This is a genomic window from Asticcacaulis sp. DW145 (assembly GCF_037101385.1).
Lineage (GTDB): Bacteria > Pseudomonadota > Alphaproteobacteria > Caulobacterales > Caulobacteraceae > Asticcacaulis > Asticcacaulis currens.
In genome coordinates, this window is the sequence record NZ_AP029025.1 from 1,117,468 (window position 1) to 1,139,561 (window position 22,094).

The window sequence follows — 22,094 nt, forward strand, 5'->3', positions numbered from 1 at the left end:
TGCCTTTCGAGAATGGCTCATGTCGCTTACACATAGGAGACATTCTCGAGTCTTCAACGGCCGGATGCGGCAGCATCTTCGGCCGTTGGTATGAGTGAAAGCGCTGTAATGCCTCTGCCCGACTGGACCATATTTGCCCTTGCCGTGATCGGCGGCTACCTCTTTGGGTCGATCCCCTTCGGCGTCGTCACGACGAAGCTGGCCGGTATCGACATCCGCAGCATCGGTTCGGGCAATATCGGCGCGACCAATGTCTTAAGAACGGGCCGTAAGGATCTGGCCCTGATCACCTTTCTGGGCGATACGGGCAAGGGCGCGATGGCGGTCGGTCTGGCCTTCGTCCTGCTGCTCAGCGTCGATCAGGCGACCCGTCAGACCGGCATGGCGCTGGCCGGAGGGGCGGCGTTTTTAGGCCACCTCTTCCCCGTCTGGCTGAAGTTCAAGGGCGGTAAGGGCGTGGCGACCTTCCTCGGCACCCTGTTTGCCGCCGCCTGGCCGATGGGGCTGCTGGCCGCCGGGACGTGGCTTCTGACCGCCTTTATCTTCCGTATTTCGTCCTTGAGCGCGCTGGTGGCCGCGGCCCTGATCGCCCCGCTGGGCCTCCTGACCGATCAGCCGCACGCCTTCGTCGTCATGGCCCTGTTCATGGCGGTGCTGATCTATTTGCGCCACCGCGACAATATCCGCCGTCTGCTCAAGGGCGAGGAACCGAAGATCGGCAAGAAGAAAGACGCCGAACCCGCCGCGGACGCCTGATCCATGAGCGACGGGGGGGAGGACTTTTTCGGACGCTTTCCCGCCTGCACCAGCGACGCGGAACGCTTTGCGCGGTTACGGCTGGCGCGCACGAACCGTATCGGCCCGGTGCATTTCCACCAATTGATCCTGCGCTTCGGCAGCGCCGTGAAGGCCGTCGAAAACCTGCCTATGATCGCCAGACGCGCCGGCGGCGGCATCGTCCCCGCCCCGATTGAGGCCGTCGAAGCGGAAATGGCGCGCGGTCGTGCCGCCGGGGCGCGTCTGGTCGTGCTGGGGGACACAGCCTATCCCAAACTGCTGGCCGACGTCGCTGCCGCGCCGCCCGTCCTGTGGATGCTGGGCGAACAGACCGCCCTGCCCGACCGCGCCATCGCCATTGTCGGCGCACGCAACGCCTCGGCGGCGGGTCAGCGCATCGCGCACGCCCTGGCCAGAGAGCTGGGCGAAGCGGGCTTTTTCGTCGTCTCCGGGCTGGCGCGCGGCATAGATACGCAGGCCCATACGGGCAGCCTCAAGACCGGGACGGCGGCGGTGCTGGGCGGTGGCGTCGATGACATCTATCCGCCCGACAATGCCGACCTTTATCAGGCTATTCGCACCTATGGCGTGCTGATCTCCGAAAGCCCGGTGGGGTATCGCGCCCGCGCCGGAGACTTTCCGCGCCGCAACCGTGTCATCAGCGGCCTGACGCGCGGCACGATTGTGGTAGAGGCCGAGCTGAAATCCGGCTCTCTGATCACGGCGCGACTGGCCAACGAACAGGGGCGCGAGGTGTTTGCCGTGCCCGGTTCGCCGCTTGATCCGCGCTGCCGCGGCACCAATGACCTGATCCGTCAGGGTGCCACCCTGTGCGAAGGCGTGGACGACATCCTGCGCACGCTTGACGCCCAGATGACCCTGTTCGAGAGCCCTGCGCCCACCGTGCCGCTGCACGCCGTCAGTGCGTTTGACGATACCGACCTCGATGAGGCCATCGACTCCCTGCGTGACCGCCTGCTGAGCCTGATCAGTCCCGTCCCCACCCCGCGCGAAGACCTGTTGCGCCTCAGCGGGGCCCCGGCCCGTGTCGGTCTGGCGGCCCCGGGGGAGCTGGAAATCGCCGGCCTGATCGTCACGACCTCTGACGGGCAGTATATCCGCGGATAAGTGACCTACAGCGTACTCGCCTTCTGATAGGCCTTGCGCAGGCAGTCGCTCAGCGGCGGACATTGCGCCCGTTCGGCCAGCACCGACAACTCCTTCGTCATATCGCGGATATAGCGGATCACCTCGGCCCACTGTTCGTCATCGGTAATATAGGCCGTCGGTTCCGGCAGGGGAGAAGGCGTGTCACTCATGAACATATCTGGGTTTGACGTTTACTCATCTTAAGTATGAATAATAGGCATTTTTAACTTAAAGTTGCAACCGGCAAAATGACCCGCCGCCGGATGGAATTTCGCCTCTGCGTTGACACGCTGGCCGCACAAGCCCATGTTGGCGGGGATTTTAAGCGACCGCTTATTGCTATTGTCCGTTTTCCTCCTATTAAAGACCTCATGAACCTCGTCATCGTCGAAAGCCCGGCCAAGGCCAAAACCATCAACAAATACCTGGGTAAGGACTACACCGTGCTGGCCTCCTACGGCCATGTGCGCGACCTGCCCTCGAAAGACGGCTCGGTCAAACCGGACGAAGACTTCGCCATGAGCTGGGAGGTGGACGCCAAGGCCTCAAAGCGCCTGAGCGACATCGCCGATGCCGCCAAGAAGTCCGACCGCGTCATTCTGGCCACCGACCCCGACCGCGAAGGCGAGGCTATTTCGTGGCACGTTCTGGAAGTTCTCAATAAAAAGAAGGTGTTGAAGGAAAAGATCGTCGAACGCGTTACCTTCAACGCCATCACCAAGGCTTCGGTTCAGGAGGCCATGGCCGCCCCGCGTCAGATCGACATGGAGCTGGTCGAGGCCTATCTGGCGCGCCGCGCACTCGATTACCTCGTGGGCTTTACCCTGTCGCCGGTTCTGTGGCGCAAGCTGCCGGGCGCGCGTTCGGCCGGTCGTGTGCAGTCGGTGGCGCTCAAGATCATCGTCGATCGCGAGCTGGAGATCGAAAAGTTCAAGTCCGAAGAATACTGGACCGTCGATGCCGAGGTATCGGCCAATTCGCCGCCATTTACGGCGCGTCTGAACGTTCTGAACGGCAAGAAGCTCGCCAAGTTCGACCTCAACGACGCCGAAAAGGCAGAAGCCGCGCGCAAGGCCATCTCGCTGTCGAAGTTCGCCGTCGAATCGGTCGAACAGAAGCCGGGCAAGCGCACCCCGCCCCCGCCCTTCACCACCTCGACCCTGCAACAGGAAGCGGCGCGTAAATTGGGTTTCTCCGCGCAGCGCACCATGCAGACGGCCCAGAAACTTTACGAAGGCGTCGATATTGGCGGCGAAACGACCGGCCTGATCACCTATATGCGGACCGACGGTGTGTTTATCGACCCGGCGGCCATCGGCGAGATTCGCAAGGCTGTGGGCGAGCGCTTCGGGAGCGCCTATGTGCCGGCCGAACCGCGCCTCTACAAGGTCAAGGCCAAGAACGCGCAGGAGGCCCACGAAGCCATCCGCCCGACCTCCATTTTCCGCCGTCCGGAGACCCTGCGTCTCGAAGGCGATCAGGCGCGCCTGTACGAACTGATCTGGAAGCGCACCATGGCCGCCCAGATGGAGGCCGCCCGCGTTGAAAAGACCACGATCGACCTGCTCAATCAGGACAAGTCGATCGGTCTGCGCGCCACGGGTCAGGTCATCACCTTCGACGGCTATCTGGCGCTCTACGAAGAGGGCAAGGACGACGAGACGGACGAGGACGGTGGCCGCCTGCCGCAACTGCGCACCGGCACGCTGGTCGATGTGCACGACATCAAGCCCGCCCAGCACTTCACCGAGCCGCCGCCGCGCTATTCCGAAGCCTCGCTGGTCAAGCGCATGGAAGAGCTGGGCATTGGTCGCCCCTCGACCTACGCCTCGATCCTCAGCGTGCTGCGCGACCGCGACTATGTGCGCATGGACAAGAACCGCTTTATCCCGGAAGACAAGGGCCGTCTGGTCACCGCCTTCCTCGATCAGTTCTTCTCGCGATACGTGCAGTACGATTTCACCGCCGACCTTGAAGAAAAGCTCGACCTCGTTTCGGCGGGCGATCTGAATTGGAAGGCGCTGCTGCGCGAATTCTGGCAGGATTTCCACGCCAAGGCCGGTGAAATCAGCGAATTCCGCGTCTCCGAAGTGCTGGACCGCCTCAATGACGCGCTGGGGCCGCACATCTTCCCGGACAAGGGCGACGGCTCCAATCCGCGCGCCTGCCCGACCTGCGGCACGGGTCAACTGAGCCTGAAGACCTCGCGCTTCGGGGCCTTTGTCGGCTGCTCCAACTACCCGGAATGCAAATATACCCGCCCCGTCGGCAACCCGGAAAACGCCTGGGAAGACGCTGCGGCCTCCGGTGACCGCGAACTGGGCAATGATCCGGAGACCGGCAAGGTGGTGTCGCTCAAAATCGGACGTTTCGGCCCCTATGTGCAGCTTGGCGAGGCGGAGTCCAAGGACGACAAGCCCAAACGCTCGTCTTTGCCCAAGGCCTGGCCACCGGCGTCGATTGACCTCGACCGCGCGCTGAAGCTGTTGTCTCTGCCACGAAAAGTCGGCGACCACCCGGAAGACGGTAAGCCGATCACCGCGGCACTGGGCCGTTTCGGGCCGTTTATCGAGCACGAAAAGACCTATGCCAACCTGCCGAGCTTCGACGACATTTTCGAAGTGGGCCTCAACCGTGCCGTCGTGCTGCTGGCCGAAAAGCGCGCCAATGCCAAGGGCAAGGCCTCATCGGTGGCGCCGTTGAAAGAGTTGGGGGCGCACCCGGAATCGGGCGACGCCATTCAGGTCATGGCCGGTCGTTATGGCCCCTATGTCAAGTGCGGCAAGGTCAACGCCACCATCCCCAAGGACACCGTGCCCGAAGACGTGACGCTGGAACAGGCGCTGGCGCTCATTGAGGCCAAGGGCGGCGTGAAAAAGACCGCGGCAAAAAAAGCCCCGGCCAAGAAGGCGGCCACCGCGAAAAAACCGGCGGCAAAGAAGGCAACGACAGCCGCTAAAAAGACTCCGGCAAAAAAAGCCAAGGCGGAGGCTTAACCTCCCCTCTCCTCCCTGTGCCGCAGGCAGGGGAAGGAGACAGGACAGTCCCTCTCCTCCCTGTCGCGTAGCGATGGGGAGGGGGACCGCCAGCGAAGCGCAGCGCCCGCTTTCGAACTAATGGCCGATGCGGATGAGGTGGCCGAAGGCGTGTACCGACTTGCCATCGAGCGTTTGGGCAAGGCCTGAGTCGTCCCCTCCGCTTCGCTACGCTCAGCACCTCCCCATGCCTTCGGCACAGGGAGGAGACATGACAGCCCCTCCCCTCCCTGTCGCGCAGCGATGGGGAGGTGGCGGCGAATGCAATGAGCCGACGGAGGGGGATAACTGCATCAGTGTACACACCGCGCCGCTACCTTTAAATCTCGAAGATGCGTCACAATTGGCCACTGAGCGTTTGATAAAGACCTGAGCTATCCCCCATCCGCTTCGCTACGCTCAGCACCTCCCCATGCCTTCGGCACAGGGAGGAGAAGGGCGGCCATAAGAAAACATCGCCTCGCACCGCCAAACCCTTTACAGTGCGACTCATGAAAACACCCTCTACGCCCCGCCCAGCACAAAAAAAGCCTGATGGCCTGCCGGATGACGACACCCTCCTCGAAGTTCTAAAGTCCGCCCGTGAGCTGGATGTCGGCGCCCTGGCCCGGCAGTTCGGCCTCAAGGGCGAAGACCGCCGCGCGCTGCGCCAAAGGCTCAAGCAACTGGCCGACTCCGGCAAGCTGAACAAGAGCGGGCGCAAGTCGTTCGGGGCCGTCGGTGCCCTGCCCGAAACCGGCGTCGCCGAAGTTGTCGAGCGCGACATAGACGGCGATCTGTGGGTCAAGTGGGGCCAAAGAAATGGAATGTCGGACCATCCGAAGCTGAAGCACAAGCCGCCTCTGGCCCGCCTCGCCCCGCTGAAAAAAGCCATCGCCCAGACACCCCCGGCCGTCGGCGATCGCATCTATGTGCGCTTTGAGCAGACCTCTGAGGAGTGGATCGCCCACCTCGTCAAGGTGCTGGATCAGGGCGCGCCCAAGCTGGTCGGCGTCGTGCGCATCGGCAAGGCGCGCAAGGGCCCGCGCGACATCCGCCTCGAAAGCGTCGATCGCAAGTCGAAGGACAGCTACACCCTCGTCGCCGGGGCCATCGACGCCCTCGAAGACGGCGATGTGGTGATCGCCGCGCCGCAAGGTGGCAACCACCGCTATGGCCCCAAGCCCGCCAGGCTGATCGAGGTGATCGGCAAGGAAGACTCCCCGCGCATCGCCTCGATCATGGCCATCCATGCCCACGGGCTGAAGGTCGGCTTTGACTCATCAACAGAAGCCGAGGCTGAGGCCGCGCAGGCTCCGGACCTCAAAGGGCGCGAGGACCTGCGCCACCTGCCGCTGATCACCATTGACCCGCAGGACGCCCGCGACCACGACGACGCCGTCTATGCCCATGCCGATGATGACGACAGCAATCCCGGCGGCTACGTCGTGTGGGTGGCCATTGCTGACGTGGCCCACTACGTCAAATCGGGCTCGTCTCTGGATCGCGACGCCCGCGAAAAGGGCAATTCGACCTACTTCCCGGACCGCGTGGAGCCCATGCTGCCGCACGTGCTGTCGTCGGGCCTGTGCTCGCTTCAGGAAGGCGAAAACCGCGCGGCCCTGGCCGTGCGCATGGTCTTCAATGCCGAGGGCAACAAGATCGGCCATCAGTTCGTGCGCGGCCTGATGCGCTCTGCCGCCAAGTTGTCCTATGAGCAGGCGCAGGCGGCCATCGACGGCACGCCCGACGACAAGACGCAACCGATCCTCGATACGCTCCTGAGGCCCCTGTGGGCCGCGCACGCCTGCCTGAGCCGCGGCCGGCGCGAGCGTCAGCCTCTGGCCATCAACTCGCCTGAGCGCAAGGTGCAGCTCGATTCCGAGGGCAATGTCGTGGCCATCACCGCCCGCGTCAGCCTTGAGGCACATCAGCTCATCGAAGAGATGATGATTCAGGCCAATGTCTGCGCCGCCGAGACGCTGGAAAAGCACAGAACGCCGCTGATCTATCGCGTGCACGAACAGCCCAGCCTCGAAAAGGTCGGCAATCTGGCCGATTTTCTGGCCACGATCGGTCTGCCGTGGAACAAGGGCGAGCCGCCGCGCACCGAGCGCTTCAATCAGTTGCTTAACAGCCAGAAGGACGGGCCGCACGCCGAAATCATCAATGAGGTGGTTTTGCGCACCCAGATGCAGGCCCATTACAGCGCCGAGAATTTCGGCCACTTCGGCCTCAATCTTGACCGCTATGCCCACTTCACCTCGCCGATCCGCCGCTATGCCGACCTGATCGTGCACCGCGCGCTGATCCGCGCGCTCAAGCTGGGGGACGACGGTCTGACCGACTATGAGGTCAAGACCATGGCCGATACGGCCGAGCACATCACCGCCACCGAGCGGCGCTCGATGCAGGCCGAACGCGAGGCCATAGAGCGCTACGTGGCGGCCTTCCTTGAGGACAAGGTGGGGGCGACGTTTGAAGGCCGCATCGTCGGCGTCACGCGCTTTGGCCTGTTCGTCAAGCTGACCGAAACGGGGGCCGACGGCATCATCCCCGCCTCGTCCTTCGTGGATGACTACTATATCCATGACGACACGGCCCACGCGCTGGTGGGGGAGCGCCATCACCGCCGCTGGACGCTGGGGCGCAAGATCGAGGTGCAGTTGCTGGAGGCCATGCCGATGACCGGCGGGCTGGTCTTCAAGGCCCTGTCCGAGCCCGAAGCCCCCGATCCCAACGCCCCGCGCCCGCGTCTGGGCGTGCGCTCGCGAGTCGATACGGCGCTGCGCCGCAAAGGACCGGGCGGGCCGAAGGGTAGCCCCAAAACGGGCAAAGCGCGCCAGAAGGGCATTACCGAAAAATCGAAGACCAAGAAGGGCAAGCGGCGCTAATCCCTACCGTCTGTTTATGCGAAAGCCCCCTGCCCCCAACGCCTTGCCTCTCACGGGCGGGCGAACGGGGGATGGCTTTCTTACGGGGCCTGTCGGACACTGAGCGGCATGAGCGAGCGTCTGCCCCCTGTCACTGTCGCGCAGACCGCCCCCCATGGGTGGCCAGACGCGCCCGCGCCTACGGCAGCGACGCGCCGTTTATGGACGCCTGGCGTCAGGCAGAGGCGCATCGGGCCTATGGCGAGCACAGGGGATAACACAGGCCAAGCGCAGCCTGTGGCCTTTTCCGCGCCTGGCGTTTATAGTTCAGGGAAATCGAAGCCGGGGCCATATTGGCCATTGACTTCCGCGCGTGGATGCGTATTTTCCGCGCTCCTGAATATTTGTGCGGCCTGGAGATTCCGTTGGTCGCGATCCGTTTGTTAAGGTTCCGCCATGGCTAAGCCCGCCTCCATCAAGATCCGCCTGAACTCGACGGCGGACACCGGCTTCTTCTACGTCACCAAGAAGAACGCCCGCACCAAGACCGAAAAGCTCGTGCTGAAGAAGTACGACCCGGTTGTGCGCAAGCACGTCGAATTCCGCGAAGGCAAGATCAAGTAAGATCACGCTTCACGGCAGATAATACAAAAAACCGCGTCCGGCTCTCCGGGCGCGGTTTTTGTTTGCGCGTTCGTTACACGATTAGAAAGCCCGCATACGCAGACACAAAACGAAAATGGCAGGCCCGAAGGCCTGCCATTCCGTTCATCCAACAGAGAGGCTGGATTAGAAGTTATAGCGCATCGTCAGACGAACAGACCGCGGGGTCTGGAAGCTGAGCGGACGGCCATAGTTGGGCTCATAAGTGGCTGCGCTCGCTCCACCACGCTGCGAAGTTTCCAGCACAGTGAGGGTTTCACGCGAGTTAAACAGGTTCGACACGTCGAGATAGAAGGCTACGTGATTGTTGGCCCAATTCGGACGGTACTGAACCTGCGAATTGAAGGTCACCGTCGTCGGGGTCCGCCCCAGCGTACCGCGTTCGGCCACATACTTTGTGCCATCAGCACGTGAGCAGTAGAACGAAGAGGCGCTGTAAAGAGCCAGTTGCCCCTTGTCGGCGGCCGAGAGCGTCGGGTCAGTGGTGTCCACATAGCCCGTGCAGTTGATCGGACGGCCCGACGTGACTTGCAGGAAGCCACCCAGGTTGAACTCTTCCGTCAGGCGGTAGTTACCGAACAGTTTCAGAGAGTGAGTGCGATCGTTCGGCAGCAGGCCGCGCGAACCAACTTCGAACAGATAGTTGTCGAAGTCCTGCACCAGACCGGCGTCCGACTGCCCCAGGGTCGTGTTCACATAGCCTTCCGAGTTGCCGTAGCTCTTCGACAGGGTATAGGAACCGTTCAGGTTCAGCTTGCCAACATTGTAGCTGCCGAACAGCTCAAGGGCGGCATAGGCGCGGTCATATTCCGGCAGCTTGAAATAGCTGGCCGGGATAGTGTTCTGGGTCGGCGTACCCGTTCCGTTATTGTCGAACTCCAGCACGACATCCTTGCCGGGGTTGATGATCTGGCACGACGCAACATCGTGGTAATCGAAGTTGGTGTAGCCCTTGTCCTTCGCCCAGTTTTGGTAGGGGCTGTAGGTACAGTGGTCATCAAAGCCGTTCTGGACCTTACGGTAGGTTGCGCGCAGACCGAGGGTCAGCTCATCCGAGAACTTCTTTTGAGCGCCCAGAATGAACTCGTCCTGGAACATCGGCTCCAGATTTTCCGAGGCCACCGAAGCCGCCGACGGTGCCGTCTTGGAACCGTTGAGCGAGGTGCTGCCGATTTGCGCGCCGATCGAGGTCGGGGCACCGGTCGCGGTGTTCACGCCACCCACGTAGAAGAAGCTCTCTTCGGTCCACTCCACGCCCGAAGCACGGATATTGGTGTTCGCAGCCACTGGAATGTAGTAGCGGCCGAAATTACCGAAGACCTTGAAGCTGGAGTCGCCGTTGACGTCCCAAGAGAAACCAAGGCGCGGGGCGATGGTGTTGTCGGCATGGACGAAGCGTTCGTTGTTAGAGTTGTAGTTCGAGAACGACTCCGAACGCAGACCGCCGTACAGCATAAGGGTCGGGGTGATCTGCCAGCTGTCTTCAATATAGAAGGCCGAGTTTTCGATCTTGTACGAAGCGGAACCGGTTTGGTAAACGCGCAGACGTCCGTAGAGGGTACCAGCCGGAACAACCACACCAGAAACCGTTTGATTATTGGTGCGCTGATAGTAACGCCAGTATTTTTGGCCGGAATAGGTTTCACCGCGCTTGGACGACTCGAAGGTTTCGGAGTCGTAGCCGAAACGCACCGTGTGGTTGCCCAAACGCCAATCGATGTCTGCACGATAGGCCTTGCGCTCGTCGGTTTCCTTCGGCGCTGCGGGATCGGGGATCGTGAACTGATCCTCATTCCAGCACCCGATATAGTTCAGGGCAGTGGCGTCAGCACCACGCGAATCGTAAGCCGCGATACAGGCCGCACCGGCCGGATCGGCAACCGCCGGGTTGCGCGCACCATTGACGCTGTACAGCTTGCCGCCCATGAGCGACAGGGTAAGATTATCGGTGATTTCGCCGGTGTACTTCAGGATATGGACATAGCCGCCGTTTTCCACGTCATAGTTTGACGTCGGGGCCTGATGCGCACCAACATACTTCAACGGCTTACCATACTGGTTAACGTCGGTATATTTGAAGTTCTGAACCTTGTCGATCGACTTGTTCAGGATGCCCGTATATTCGAAGTGGTGCTTCGGCGTGAGATAATAGTCGAGCTTCAGCAAGCCGTTCGGTGAGGTGTTGACCACGCGCTGCGACGTGTTGACGCCAAAAGTATCCGTTTGTTGCTTGCCCTTTTCGAGCGAAGCAAACATGAACAGCTTGTCTTCGATGATCGGACCGCTGACCCAGTTGGTCCACAGGGCTTCGGTATAGCGGTTGGCGCTGCGATAGGCCAGATAGGGTTCAGGCTCGTTCGGGCTGGCAGCCGTCGCAGGCTTACGCTTAGCCGGATCAATCGAAAGCGCGTCCTTCGCCTTGGCATCCCATTCGGACGGGGCGTAGGTCACGGAGCCGCCGTAGCGCCATTGGTTGGTACCGCGCTTGGTCACGACCGAGATCACACCGCCGAGCGAACGGCCGTATTCAGCACCGTAACCACCCGTCTTGACCTGCTGCTGACCAACCGCATCGTAGGAAAGGTTAGCATAGGACAGGAACTTACGGATGTTGGTAACGTCAAAACCGTTGACGTAGTAACCGTTTTCAGCGACGGACGAACCACCAACGCTGACCGTATTGCCGAAGTCTGCCGGCGAACCGTTGGCCAGCGTACCCGGTGCGAGCAGGGCCACAGCCGAGATTTCGCGCGTAACCGGCAGGTTTTCGATTTGAGACGCCGTCAGAATGGTCGTCGATTCCGTCGATTTCACGTCGATACGGTTCAGGTTGCTGCGCGAGCCGCGCACCACGACTTCCGTAACGCTGAAGTCAGCGAGGGCACCGCTACCGGCCACGACGGTGACGTCGACGGACTTACCGCTGGCAAGCTTGACCGTATATTCACCGGGGGGGAGCTGGGCAAAGCTGAAATCGCCGGAGGCGTTGGCCTTGGAGGTATTCGCCACGCCGGTTTCTTTATCCGTCAGGGTGACGGTTTCACCCGCCGCGGCCTTACCATAGACCGTACCCACCGCACTCTGGGCCATAGCCACCTGAGGCACAATCGACGTTACCGCAGTCAACGCCATGGCCGACAGCAACGCGCCGCACAGCGTCGTCGAGACCATCAGGCCTGATCGCTTCGATTTGTTGATCACTCTAGTTCTCCGGATTTGGGGCCTTGAAGAGAGGTCAAAGCCCACTGTTATCCAGCCCTTTATGAGCTGTTGGCGAAAGTAAGGCACCCGCGTCATAAATCCGTCAATCGCGCGTCACTAAAGATTAAATAACGTTTGCAACCTGTTCCAATTAAGTCACACCGGAAACCGCTGCCTTTCAATCGCCTAAAAAATGAGGCTACTGAGGGAGTTGCCACGACCTGAAAATAAAATTCTCTCGTTTTTTCAGCGCATTAATTACAAAACTGTAAGGTGGTAAGCGTCGGCTATTTCCTTGCCGAGTCTGCCACATTCAACGAATGGTCTGGAAATTTTCAGTTTTTCGCCTTTTGGGGAGCAAATTATCCCCATAAAAGTGAAAAGAGAGGCGACCTATTTGCCACGGCCCGCGAGCCGCACAATGTTGCAAAAGAAACTTATTTTTAAGGAACGCTGTTCGCTATATTGCAATGCAACATAAATGAGGCGGCCGCGATTTATGGAGCGGCCGCTACGGAAACTGATGTTTTATCTTGGTGTTACGCGGGCCGCTCAGCGTTCGGCGCTGATGCGCACGGCATAGCCCGTGACGGGTTCCGGCGTACAACTGGCGACGCTCAACTGCGCTGCAAACAGGATCAGCCAGCCCGTCGCCAGATAAAGGGCGCGTTTTGAGACAATATAGCCAAAACGGGACAACATGGCGGCCTCCTCTCCTCAGATGGAGAGGGTTAAGCAAGTCTTAAGCCGCCCGGTGTGGCAAAATTCCCCGTGGGGTCAGGATTTGAGGCGCTGGATCAGCGCCGTGACGCGCTTGCAGTTGCCGCCCAGATCGACGGCCTCTTCGCGGCTGACCGAGCGAATATCGGTCTTGTCCGGATCGAGCCGCACGACCAGGTCCGAGCGATTGCCCCACCACGGATCTTCCCAGATGGCTTCGACGCGCCAGTCGGACTGACCGAAGACGACATAGCCTTCCTGCCGCAGAATACGCACCACAGCCGCCGCATCCTTGGGACGGCCGGGTATGGAGGAGGCCATGGGACAGGTCTGCGCATTGATCGCCGCCAGCGACTGCCCCGCCCATTCATAGGCGACGTTGCGCCCGACATAGGGCGAATCCTCGACGGGATGCGCCGAAGGACCGCGCGCCATGGTCAGCTTGCTCGAAAAGGTCACCGGGCGCTCCCAGTCAGTCGCCACCTCGTGAATCGGCGGGTTGGCCTTCAGGCGCAGCTCATAGGCGTAATAGCCCGCCAGCACCGAACCGGAGACGATCACCGCCGCCAGGGCCCACGGCCCGTAGGTCTTCGGCGCCTTGAAGACGGAGATAAGCAGCGAGAGGGCCGACAGAATCATCGACACCGTGGCGATCTTGGGCACATAGGTCAGGGCGATGGTGTTGAAACCCAGATCATAGCTGATGTAGCCGCTGCGCGTCGCCAGCATGGCCACGCCATAGGTCAGGGGGGCAAACAGGCTGATGACAAAGGCCACCGGCGCAAAGCCAAGGCCCTTCCTGCGCCCCTGCCCCGTATCTACCGCGGTTTCGGCGTCAAAATGCGTCACTTCGTCCGGCACGTTGTCCCAGCCTTAAAAACTTTACTGTCCCCAGCGGACCCTCGGCTAATCGCAAGGCGTCGTCACCGGCCTACCTGTTATCGCGCGAACTATACGCAGGGAACGTGTCAAAAATGCACCTGTTCACGCGATATTTACCTTGGTTTCGATCACGGATTCGGCGTCATCGTCCACAGGTCCGTATCGAGCGCCGGATCGGTCTGCGCCCCGGCAATGTCCGGCGTGGCGTCCGACACATCATTGCGCCTTTGCAGGACGCGCCGCAGCCGCTCATCCGCCGGGACGTCCATCCACAGGGCGCGGAAGGCGACGCCCTGCGTTTCCGCCAGCGCCTTCGCCTCACGCGCCCGGTCCTGATTGCGGAAGGTGGCGTCGAGAATCACCGACTGACCGCTCCGCACCGCCGTGCGTGCCAGATCGAACATGTGCGTATAGACGCGCGCATTCTCTTCCGGCGTATAGGCCTCCTTCGGCAGGGTCTCGAACTCCGGGCAGGCCCACAGGCGTTTGCGCATCTCGTCCGAACGCAGCACCAGCGCGCCGGGGGCACGCCCCGTCTGCGGCGCAATATGGCGCGAATGGGTGCTCTTGCCCGACCCGGACAGGCCGCCGACGGCCAGTAATTCCGCCGGCTTCATTTCCAGAAAGGCGTGCGCGGCCTGGAGATACATCTTCGCCTTTTCCATGGCGTAGTTGGGCGTGCCGCCATAGTTGGCATTGACGTGACAGCGCACCCCGGCGCGCACCGACATATAGAGCGGCAGCAGTTTCAGCCCGGCATAGACGCTGTGGATGTCGTCCTCCAGCCGCGCGGCCTTTTCGACATAGATATTGAGCACGGTATTGGCAGCGACGTCATGCCCCCGCACCCACAGGTCCATCAGCAGGAAGGCGAGGTCATAGAGCACGTCGATCTGGCTTAGCCGCTCATTGAACTCGATGCAGTCGAACAGCACCGGCCTGTCGTTCTCGATCAGGATATTGCCGAGGTGCAGATCGCCGTGGCAATGACGCACATAGCCTTCGGCGAAGCGGCGTTTCACATCCTCGACCAGTTCCGCATAGGCGGCCTGAATAGCGCGGTCATAGGCATCAACAGCCTCGGCCCCCAGTTCCTCGCGGAAGACCTCGATATTCTTCTTGTTCGAGTCGATGACGTATTTGACGTTAAATTCGTGCTCGGCATCGCGGCAGATTTCCGAGCCGGCGTGGAACTGCGCGATGATCTGCCCCAGATCGTGCATCAGGTCAGGATCGGGCGTCCAGTCGGCGCGCAACTGGCTCTGTTCAGCCAGCACACCCGCCGTGTCGAAGCGGCGCATGACCAGCACGCTTTCGCCTTTGATTTCCTCAACCCCCAGATAGATGTCGGCGGCCATGCGCTGATTGTAGCGCAGTTCGCGCAGCAGGGCCTTGCGGCGCTTTTCGACCGAGGTGAAGTCGAGAAAGCCGTAATCGACGCTCTTTTTGACCTTGTAGGCGCGCTTGCCCTTCAGGATCACCACGGCGCAGGAGGTCGTGATGATGTCATCGGCCCCTTCGGACAGGTGCGCAATAAGGGCATCAGGTAGCGCGTCGGGCAAAAAGGCGTCGGTCATGCAGGATACTCAGAACACAGGAAAACCCCGTCTGTCTGGACTCCCGCCGTCTTTTCGTCAAGCCATGACGCGGTGGTTGGTATAGACAGTTCGGATGATGTTCGCTGACTCGCTGCACCCACCCGCACACGCCAAAGCCCTGATCTTCGATTGTGACGGGACTCTGGCCGACACCTTCGCTGCCCATTACCGGGCGTTTCGGGCGGCTTTGGCCCCCTTTGGCATCGACTTTCGCGCTGACTTTTACGCCGCGCGGCTGGGCTGGTCGCGCAAAGCCCTTCTGGAAGCCGTGGCGCAGGAAACCGGCACGGCGTTTGATGCCGAGGCCGTCGCCGCACGCAACGCACCCCTGTTTCTGGCGCACATCGACGCCGTGCAGGCCATCCCGGCCACCGAAGCGCTGGTCAGGGCCTGTTATGGCAAGCTGAAACTAGGGGTCTGTTCCGGCGGGCAAAAGGGAATTGTCGAGGCCACTCTGAAAGCCATCGGACTTTATGAGCGCTTTGACGCCGTGGTGGCGTTTGAAGATACGGGCGTCGGTAAACCTGCCCCGGACCTTTATCTTGAGGCTTGTCGCCGTCTGGGCGTCGCGCCGTCCGAAGCTCATGCCTATGAGGACAGCGACGAAGGTATTGAGGCCGCCCATACAGCGGGCCTCAGCGTGTCGGACGTGCGGCCCTTCTACAGCCCCGATCCATCCGGGTGGTGAGAGGGAATAAGGTTTAACCACAGATAGACACGGATGCTGCCCGCCCGCGGGCACCCACGGATATTCTGAGCTTATGACGGTTTAATCGCGCGCTGACCATCCGTGACGACCGCCGAAAGGCCGTCATCCGTGTCTATCCGTGGTGAAAATGCTTACGCGTTCACGAGCGTGGTACCTTGACCGCTGGCTAATGTCTTCGATGCGCAGATTCCTAAGTCGCGCCCACGCGGCGGCCTTAGACCGACGCTCTGACATTATTGAGAACCAGAGATTACACAGATTGCACAGATTGGCGCTGCGCGACTTTAGACTCCCCCCATAAGGTCATCTGAGACTCAAAATCTGTGTAATCTGTGGTTCCTAAGAAAGCACCCGAACTGCCTCCAGGTTTCGCACTTTTTACGGATAGAGCTTCGACTTCACCCACCCGTCGCCGGCCCGTTCGAACTTGAGGCGGTCGTGCAGCCGGAACGGTTTGTCGCGCCAGAATTCCATCTCCGTCGGCACGATGCGGAATCCCGTCCAGTGCGGCGGGCGCGGCACCGCCCCGATGCCGAATTTCAGACCATATTCGGCGACGCGCTTTTCCAGCGCAAAGCGGCTTTCCAGTGGCCGTGACTGCTCCGACGCCCAGGCCCCGATCTGCGAATTGCGGGCGCGCGACGCGAAATATTCATCCGCCTCGGCCTCTCTGACGAGTTCGACTGTGCCACGGATACGTACCTGACGGCGCAGCGACTTCCAGTGAAACAACAGGGCGGCCTTGCGCGCCTCCAGAATCTGACGCCCCTTGGCGCTCTCAGTATTGGTATAGAAAACAAAGCCCTGCCGGTCGAAATCCTTGAGCAGCACCATGCGCGCGTCGGGCATGCCTTCCGGGTCCACCGTGGCCACCGTCATGGCGTTCGGGTCGTTCGGCTCCTTGCCGCGCGCATCCATCAACCATTGACCAAACAGATCAAACGGCTCGGCCCCGTCGATATCGGCCTCGTTCGCGGCATGGGCATCGGCATAGTCAGGGCTGGGAGGAATCAGATCGGAACGGGACATAGGGGTTTCTCCAGACCGGTGTCTCCCCGCCTGCGGCGGAGAGCTATAATGGGTTTGTTAACCCGCTGTTGACCATAGGGGAGCACAGTGCGTCAATATATCTCCGGCCCGTCTCTTCAGAATGAACAGAACCTCCGCCCTCGGCCTCCTCGGTCTCAGTGAACCGATCCGCGCGCAAGACGTACAAGCGGCCTTTCGCCAGCGGGTGAAACGGGCACATCCGGACCTGAACGGCACAGATGCGCCGTTGCGACGGTTGATTCTGGCCCGCGATCTTTTGATGCGACAGCTCAGGAATGGGCCGGATATATCGGAAATCATAGAAGAACTGTCCGACCCGGCAGAGCCCCTGCGTCTCAGCGTCGAGACAGCCGTCACGGGGGGCGGCATTGTCACCGATGTGCCCCTGCCGCTGGAACTGATCCATGACGCCGGACCGGGTCGCAGCCTGATGCACCGCAAGACGTTGCGCATCACCCTGCCGGCGGGCCTGCGCGACGGGGAACGGCTGCGGCTTAAGGCCGCACGGCCCGGTGGTACGGAGCACGTTTTCCGCATCGAGATCGAACGCCGCGAGGACCTGCACGCCGAGGGTCATGATCTGTGTCTAACCGTGCCGGTCGAGGCCCGCCGCCTGCGACTGGGGGGACAGGTGCGCGTCGAGACACCGCACGGCCCGCAGACGGTCGATCTGAGCGACGCCGTCGATAACCGCCTGACGCTTAAAGGCTTGGGCCTGCCCGCCACGGCACGCTATCCGGCGGGCGATCTGCATCTGCGTTTTGAGGCCTTTGAGACGCCTATGCGCCCGGCCTCAGACCTGCTGGCCGAATTTCACCGCAAGTGGGCTTAAGACTTCAGCACGATTGAGTTGCGCGCCCCGCAGAAGTGCCGTAAGGCCACGGCATAAAAAAGGCTGGAGCGTATTTCGTTCAAGTTGAAGCGAAATTACGCTCTGATTTTAGGCTTAACGCGCTTTTGTATCCGAAAAGTGCGTCCCACTTTTCGGAAAGCGCTGGCTCCATGTCGCACAACAGCTTCGGTCATCTTTTCCGCGTTACCACCTGGGGCGAAAGCCACGGTCCGGCGCTCGGCTGCGTGATCGACGGGTGCCCGCCGGGGATTGCGCTGTCCGAGGCCGATCTGCAAGGGGCGCTCGACCGCCGCAAGCCGGGCGGCTCGCGCTTTGTCACCCAGCGCCGCGAAGCCGACGAAGCGAAGATTTTGTCGGGCGTGTTTGAGGGCAAGACGACCGGCACGCCGATTTCGGTGCTGATCGAAAACACCGATCAACGCTCGAAGGACTACGGTGAAATCGCGCGTCAGTTCCGGCCGGGCCACGCCGACTACACCTATTTTGCCAAGTACGGTATCCGCGACTATCGCGGCGGGGGCCGCTCCAGCGCGCGCGAAACCGCGGCGCGCGTCGCCGCCGGGGCCGTGGCGCTGAAGGTGCTGAAAACCCTGATCGGGCCGCAGATCGCGGTGCGCGCCGCCCTCGTGCAACTGGGGGTCCACACCATCGACCGCGCGCACTGGGACTGGGCGCAGGTCGATCAGAACCCGCTGTTTTCGCCGGACGCCAGCACGCTGGCGCAATTCGAAGACTATCTCGACGGCATACGCAAGGCGGGCTCCTCCATAGGCGCGGTGGTCGAGGTGCAGGCCGAAGGCGTGCCCGCCGGCTGGGGCGCGCCCATCTATGGCAAGCTGGATTCGGACCTTGCGGCCAATCTGATGTCGATTAACGCCGTCAAGGGTGTGGAAATCGGCGAAGGCTTCAACGCGGCTACCCTGTCCGGCGAACAGAACGCCGATGAAATGCGCATGGGACCGGACGGTATCGAATTCCTATCGAACCACGCGGGCGGCATATTGGGCGGCATTTCGACGGGGCAGACGATTGTGGCGCGGCTGGCGCTAAAGCCGACCTCGTCCATCCTGACCGAGCGTCAGTCGATCGACATTGACGGCAAGGACGTCGATATCCGCACCAAGGGCCGCCACGACCCCTGCGTCGGTATCCGTGCCGTGCCGGTGGCCGAGGCGATGATGAGCTGCACCCTGCTCGACGCCTGTCTGCGCCATCGCGGCCAGACCGGCGGCGCGGCCTTTGTGCCGGGCGTGTAATGGGTGCAGGGGCTGAGCCCCTGCCCGCCGGAGGCTCTTTCTTAAACAGGCATAACCCATGACGCCTTTGGACCGTGCTGGTCTTTTGCCCGACGCGCACAAGGTGCCGGACCTGTTGCGGCCGGGGCTGAAACTGGTGTTTTGCGGCACAGCGCTGGGGCGGGTGTCGGCGCAGAAGCGGGCCTATTATGCGCATCCGGGGAATTTTTTCTGGCGTACCCTGCATAAGGTGGGTCTCACCCACGAACGGCTGTCGCCGACGGAGTATCCGCGCCTGCTCGACCATGGGATCGGGCTGACGGACCTGTGCAAGGCGCACTATGGCAATGATGTGGACCTGCCCGCCGAGGCGTGGAACGCCGAGGCCTTAAGGGCCAAGATCACAGAATATGCGCCGCGGCATCTGGCCTTCACCTCGAAGACGGCGGCCAGCGTCTTTCTGGGGCGACCGACGGGTCAGATTGCGCTGGGGCGGCAGGTGGAAACGGCGGGAGAGACGACGCTGTGGGTGCTGCCGTCGCCATCGGGTCAGGCGCGGCGCTTCTGGGATGAGGGCGCGTGGCGCGACCTGGCGCAGGTTGTTACCGCTTCCCCAGAGCCTTCCTGAGCTTGAATTGCAGCTTGATCAACGGCTCCGCCGCTGAGCGATGCAGGCGTTTGACGTCGATAAAGGTCACACCGCCGTGCCCCGACAGGGTATGAAAACCGTCGCCATAGCCTTCCAGCAGGCCCTCCCCGTTCAGGCGTGCCACGGGGCCGGCGCAGAAGCGTTCCGGCGTCAGGGTGTCGATGCGCAGCAGGTTGATCGCCGCGCCATAGGTCGCCACGCAATCTTGCATGGGCAGGTGCAGCTTGCCGTCGCGGACAAAGGGCGTGCCGCCGGGGCGTGAGGTTTCAAGCCCGGCGCGCACCGGGTTGGCGGCGTGCGGCTGCCACGGCCCCAGAAGGTCGTCGGCATAGGCCACATGCAGTTCGCGCATTGCCCGCCGCTCGGCCCCCGGCAGGGCGTAGAACATCCACCAGCGCCCGTCGTGCCTGACGACGGTGGCGTCGATGGCCGGGACGTCCAGCAGGGTCTTGACCGGCGCCCAGCGGTCGGGAAAGCGCTCGCAGCGATAGAGGGTCAGGACGCCGCTCTTGTGCGCTTCGGGCAGCATATAGAGTTCACCCGCCTCTTCGATCAGGAAGGGATAGGACAGGTGAAACGGCGCGATCAGGGCCGGGCCCGAAGCGATCAGGTGGTAGTCGTGATCATATTGAAAATAATGAATTTCGCCGCGCTTAATGCGATAATCCCAGGTCTCGGCGAAGACGGTGATCCCCTCTTCGCGTCTCAGGCCGAAGGGGTCGGCGACAAAACGGAACGCGCCCTGCGGCGGCAACCACACCACCTCGTCGGCACGCGGCGCAGCAAAGGCCACGTCCTCAAGCGGTCGCGGGACGAAACCCGCCTGCCACAGTTCGATCACGCCAACGCCTCGACCGTGCGGCGCAGACGGCGGCGACCGGCGTCAAAACCGAAAGAGTCGATGGCATAGGTCTGCGCGTCGCGCGCCCGGCGCAACCAGTCGGACCAGTTGTCGAGCGCGCCACCGAGCGCCTGCGCCAGGGCTGCGGTGTTTTCCCGGGGGAACAGGGCACCGAACTGACCGCCACACAGAACTTCGCGCGGGCCTTCGGTGTCCGACGCCACCACCGGCACCCCGGCGGCCAGCGCCTCGATGACGACCAGGCCGAAGGATTCCTCACGAGACGGCACAACGAACAGATCGACCCCGTTAAGGAAGCTCAGCGGGTCCTTGACCCAGCCGCAGAAGCGCACGTGATTTTCAAGGCGGAACTGACGGGTCAGGGCTTCGAGCGCGGCGCGCTCAGGGCCGTCCCCGGCGATGCGCAGCTCAAAGCGCTGACCGGCGGCGCGCAGCTCAACACAGGCCTCCAGCAGCAGGTCGAACCCCTTGATCGAATGCAAACGCCCCATGGCCCCGATGACCGGCACCGGGTTGCCCTTCGGCTTCACCGGCAGGGCCCGGAGATGCGAGAAGTTGGCCACATCGAACAGGCGCAGACCGGGAAAACGCGACTGCGCCCCTTCGCGCACACGGCCGCTGACGCACAGGGCGGCGGACACGTCTTTCAGGTGCGGCTTGTACGACGGGGTGTGCAGCACCTGAACCGTACGCTGGCGTGTGCCGATAAAGGGCAGCATACAGGTGCGCCCGGCGCGGTTGCCATGGGCAATGACCAGATCAGGCCGGAAGCTGTGCGTATAGCCCGCCAGACGCAGGGCGCAGATCGGGTCGGAGATAAAACGGTTATTGAGCGGTCGGAAGCCCGGCAGATCGGACAACATGCCGTCCGGATGGCCGACGCTCACCACGTCGTAGCCTTCCGCCGTCAGGGCTTCGTGATAGTGACGCGCCATCAGGCCGTCTCCACCCTTCGCCTTGGTCAGCATGATGTTCAGCAAACGCATCGACACAGCCCCGCTCGCAGGAATTGCGGAAGAAAATCCGGACGTCGCAGACTCACGACGTCCGGCTCAGGTTTAAGGTGAAGGCCCCGGTCTCCGCCTGCCCCCCGCAGAGCTGGCGGTCACCTTCCGGAGGAGCCTCCTGATCAGATGACACCGTCGATCGGGGCAACCCTCATGCCCTGTCTTAAAATTTTTATAATTTTTTTACTTTGCTGCGTGCCACCCCGCAGAAAGGCTTGTCGGCGAAGGAAAATCGCTCCTATATCAAGACGCTGCGTCAACCTCAGAGAGCCGATGACCCACCCCGCGCGCCTGACGGAAACCTATTTCGCCAAACGCGACGTGCTGCTGCGTTACCTGACGCGGCTGTGCGGCGACGAAGCGAGCGCCGAGGACGTGCTGCAGGACCTTTATCTGCGCCTGATGCGCGGCGGCATAGACGGCGATATTCAGGAACCTCTGGCCTTTCTGTTCCGCATGGCCAACAATCTGTGGCTCAACCGACGCCGCGCGCTCAGCCGCCGCGAGGCGCGCGAAGACGCGTGGCAGGGCCTGAACCCACAGATGACGGGCGAAGCCGACGCCTCACCCGATGCCGAGGCCAGGCTGGGGGCGCGTCAGACCCTGCGCGCCGTCCTGAAGGACATTGACGCCCTGCCGCCCCGGACACGCGACATCTTCCGGCTGCACAAGCTGGAGGGCCTCAGCCAGACCGAGGTAGCCCGCCGCCTCGACATCTCGCTCAGTTCGGTCGAAAAACATCTGAGCAGCGCGCTCAAACACCTTCTGGCGCTCAACCGAAGTCGGCGGCTGAATTAATTTACCGCGGTGCGAAGGAAATTTTACGGGTAACAGCGTATCAGGGTGTCATCA

At 62.0% G+C, this 22,094-nt stretch carries 18 protein-coding genes; 10 read left to right on the forward strand and 8 right to left on the reverse strand.

Translation table 11 applies throughout. The annotated features are described in order from the left end of the window. Positions 1-108: 108 nt before the first annotated feature. Positions 109-756 (forward strand): glycerol-3-phosphate 1-O-acyltransferase PlsY, encoded by a 648-nt coding sequence (gene plsY / locus AACH73_RS16345; protein WP_338735890.1) that lies wholly within the window; start codon positions 109-111, stop codon positions 754-756. 3 nt (positions 757-759) lie between these two features. Next, the gene (gene dprA / locus AACH73_RS16350) at positions 760-1,905 is read left to right on the forward strand and encodes a DNA-processing protein DprA (RefSeq protein ID WP_338735891.1); all 1,146 of its coding nucleotides are present in this window, start codon (positions 760-762) and stop codon (positions 1,903-1,905) included. A gap of 5 nt (positions 1,906-1,910) precedes the next feature. Here the strand turns inward: dprA and AACH73_RS16355 are convergent, their stop codons facing one another. Then, a complete protein-coding gene (locus AACH73_RS16355) occupies positions 1,911-2,096 on the reverse strand; it encodes a hypothetical protein (protein WP_338735892.1) in 186 nt (61 codons plus the stop codon). A gap of 201 nt (positions 2,097-2,297) precedes the next feature. Here AACH73_RS16355 and topA point away from each other — a divergent pair, with 201 nt between their 5' ends. The 3 genes from topA to rpmG all read left to right on the forward strand — a co-directional run bounded on the left by topA (position 2,298) and on the right by rpmG (position 8,437). Beyond that, complete coding sequence (gene topA / locus AACH73_RS16360) at positions 2,298-4,922, forward strand: type I DNA topoisomerase (RefSeq protein ID WP_338735893.1); 2,625 nt, start codon at positions 2,298-2,300, stop codon at positions 4,920-4,922. Between the two features lie 530 nt (positions 4,923-5,452). Next, positions 5,453-7,834, forward strand: coding sequence for a ribonuclease R (gene rnr, locus AACH73_RS16365; protein ID WP_338735894.1), 2,382 nt, complete (start codon positions 5,453-5,455; stop codon positions 7,832-7,834). 435 nt (positions 7,835-8,269) lie between these two features. Continuing rightward, the gene (gene rpmG, locus AACH73_RS16370; RefSeq protein ID WP_013480935.1) at positions 8,270-8,437 is read left to right on the forward strand and encodes a 50S ribosomal protein L33; all 168 of its coding nucleotides are present in this window, start codon (positions 8,270-8,272) and stop codon (positions 8,435-8,437) included. 165 nt (positions 8,438-8,602) lie between these two features. Here the strand turns inward: rpmG and AACH73_RS16375 are convergent, their stop codons facing one another. The 4 genes from AACH73_RS16375 to AACH73_RS16390 form a co-directional block, all read right to left on the reverse strand. Further along, positions 8,603-11,677: a TonB-dependent receptor gene (locus tag AACH73_RS16375; RefSeq protein WP_338735895.1), complete on the reverse strand. Its 3,075-nt coding sequence runs from the start codon at positions 11,675-11,677 to the stop codon at positions 8,603-8,605. Positions 11,678-12,229: 552 nt separating this feature from the next. Beyond that, positions 12,230-12,379, reverse strand: a complete 150-nt coding sequence (locus tag AACH73_RS16380) for a hypothetical protein (protein WP_272741846.1) — start codon at positions 12,377-12,379, stop codon at positions 12,230-12,232. 75 nt (positions 12,380-12,454) lie between these two features. Then, the gene (locus tag AACH73_RS16385; RefSeq protein ID WP_338735896.1) at positions 12,455-13,258 is read right to left on the reverse strand and encodes a DUF1499 domain-containing protein; all 804 of its coding nucleotides are present in this window, start codon (positions 13,256-13,258) and stop codon (positions 12,455-12,457) included. 149 nt (positions 13,259-13,407) lie between these two features. Then, complete coding sequence (locus tag AACH73_RS16390) at positions 13,408-14,856, reverse strand: bifunctional aminoglycoside phosphotransferase/ATP-binding protein (protein WP_272741844.1); 1,449 nt, start codon at positions 14,854-14,856, stop codon at positions 13,408-13,410. Positions 14,857-14,950: 94 nt separating this feature from the next. Between AACH73_RS16390 and AACH73_RS16395 the strand changes: the two genes are divergently transcribed. Then, positions 14,951-15,565: an HAD family phosphatase gene (locus AACH73_RS16395; RefSeq protein ID WP_338735897.1), complete on the forward strand. Its 615-nt coding sequence runs from the start codon at positions 14,951-14,953 to the stop codon at positions 15,563-15,565. Positions 15,566-15,964: 399 nt separating this feature from the next. On the opposite strand, the gene pdxH is transcribed toward AACH73_RS16395, so the two are convergent. Next, entirely contained in the window at positions 15,965-16,615 is a 651-nt protein-coding gene (gene pdxH, locus AACH73_RS16400; RefSeq protein WP_272741842.1) for a pyridoxamine 5'-phosphate oxidase, read from the reverse strand. Positions 16,616-16,736: 121 nt separating this feature from the next. Here pdxH and AACH73_RS16405 point away from each other — a divergent pair, with 121 nt between their 5' ends. The 3 genes from AACH73_RS16405 to AACH73_RS16415 all read left to right on the forward strand — a co-directional run bounded on the left by AACH73_RS16405 (position 16,737) and on the right by AACH73_RS16415 (position 19,352). Beyond that, the gene (locus tag AACH73_RS16405) at positions 16,737-17,468 is read left to right on the forward strand and encodes a DnaJ C-terminal domain-containing protein (RefSeq protein WP_272741841.1); all 732 of its coding nucleotides are present in this window, start codon (positions 16,737-16,739) and stop codon (positions 17,466-17,468) included. A 170-nt stretch (positions 17,469-17,638) separates the two neighbouring features. Further along, positions 17,639-18,745 (forward strand): chorismate synthase, encoded by a 1,107-nt coding sequence (gene aroC, locus AACH73_RS16410; RefSeq protein WP_272741840.1) that lies wholly within the window; start codon positions 17,639-17,641, stop codon positions 18,743-18,745. A gap of 58 nt (positions 18,746-18,803) precedes the next feature. Continuing rightward, positions 18,804-19,352, forward strand: coding sequence for a mismatch-specific DNA-glycosylase (locus tag AACH73_RS16415; RefSeq protein WP_272741839.1), 549 nt, complete (start codon positions 18,804-18,806; stop codon positions 19,350-19,352). Here the strand turns inward: AACH73_RS16415 and AACH73_RS16420 are convergent. Both AACH73_RS16420 and AACH73_RS16425 read right to left on the reverse strand, forming a co-directional pair. After that, complete coding sequence (locus tag AACH73_RS16420) at positions 19,327-20,214, reverse strand: hypothetical protein (protein ID WP_272741838.1); 888 nt, start codon at positions 20,212-20,214, stop codon at positions 19,327-19,329. The two genes, AACH73_RS16415 and AACH73_RS16420, sit on opposite strands and share 26 nt — an antisense overlap. Beyond that, the gene (locus AACH73_RS16425) at positions 20,211-21,221 is read right to left on the reverse strand and encodes a glycosyltransferase (protein ID WP_338735898.1); all 1,011 of its coding nucleotides are present in this window, start codon (positions 21,219-21,221) and stop codon (positions 20,211-20,213) included. The genes AACH73_RS16420 and AACH73_RS16425 overlap by 4 nt, the downstream gene beginning before the upstream one ends. A gap of 294 nt (positions 21,222-21,515) precedes the next feature. Here AACH73_RS16425 and AACH73_RS16430 point away from each other — a divergent pair, with 294 nt between their 5' ends. Next, entirely contained in the window at positions 21,516-22,040 is a 525-nt protein-coding gene (locus AACH73_RS16430; protein ID WP_272741836.1) for an RNA polymerase sigma factor, read from the forward strand. Positions 22,041-22,094 lie beyond the last annotated feature (54 nt).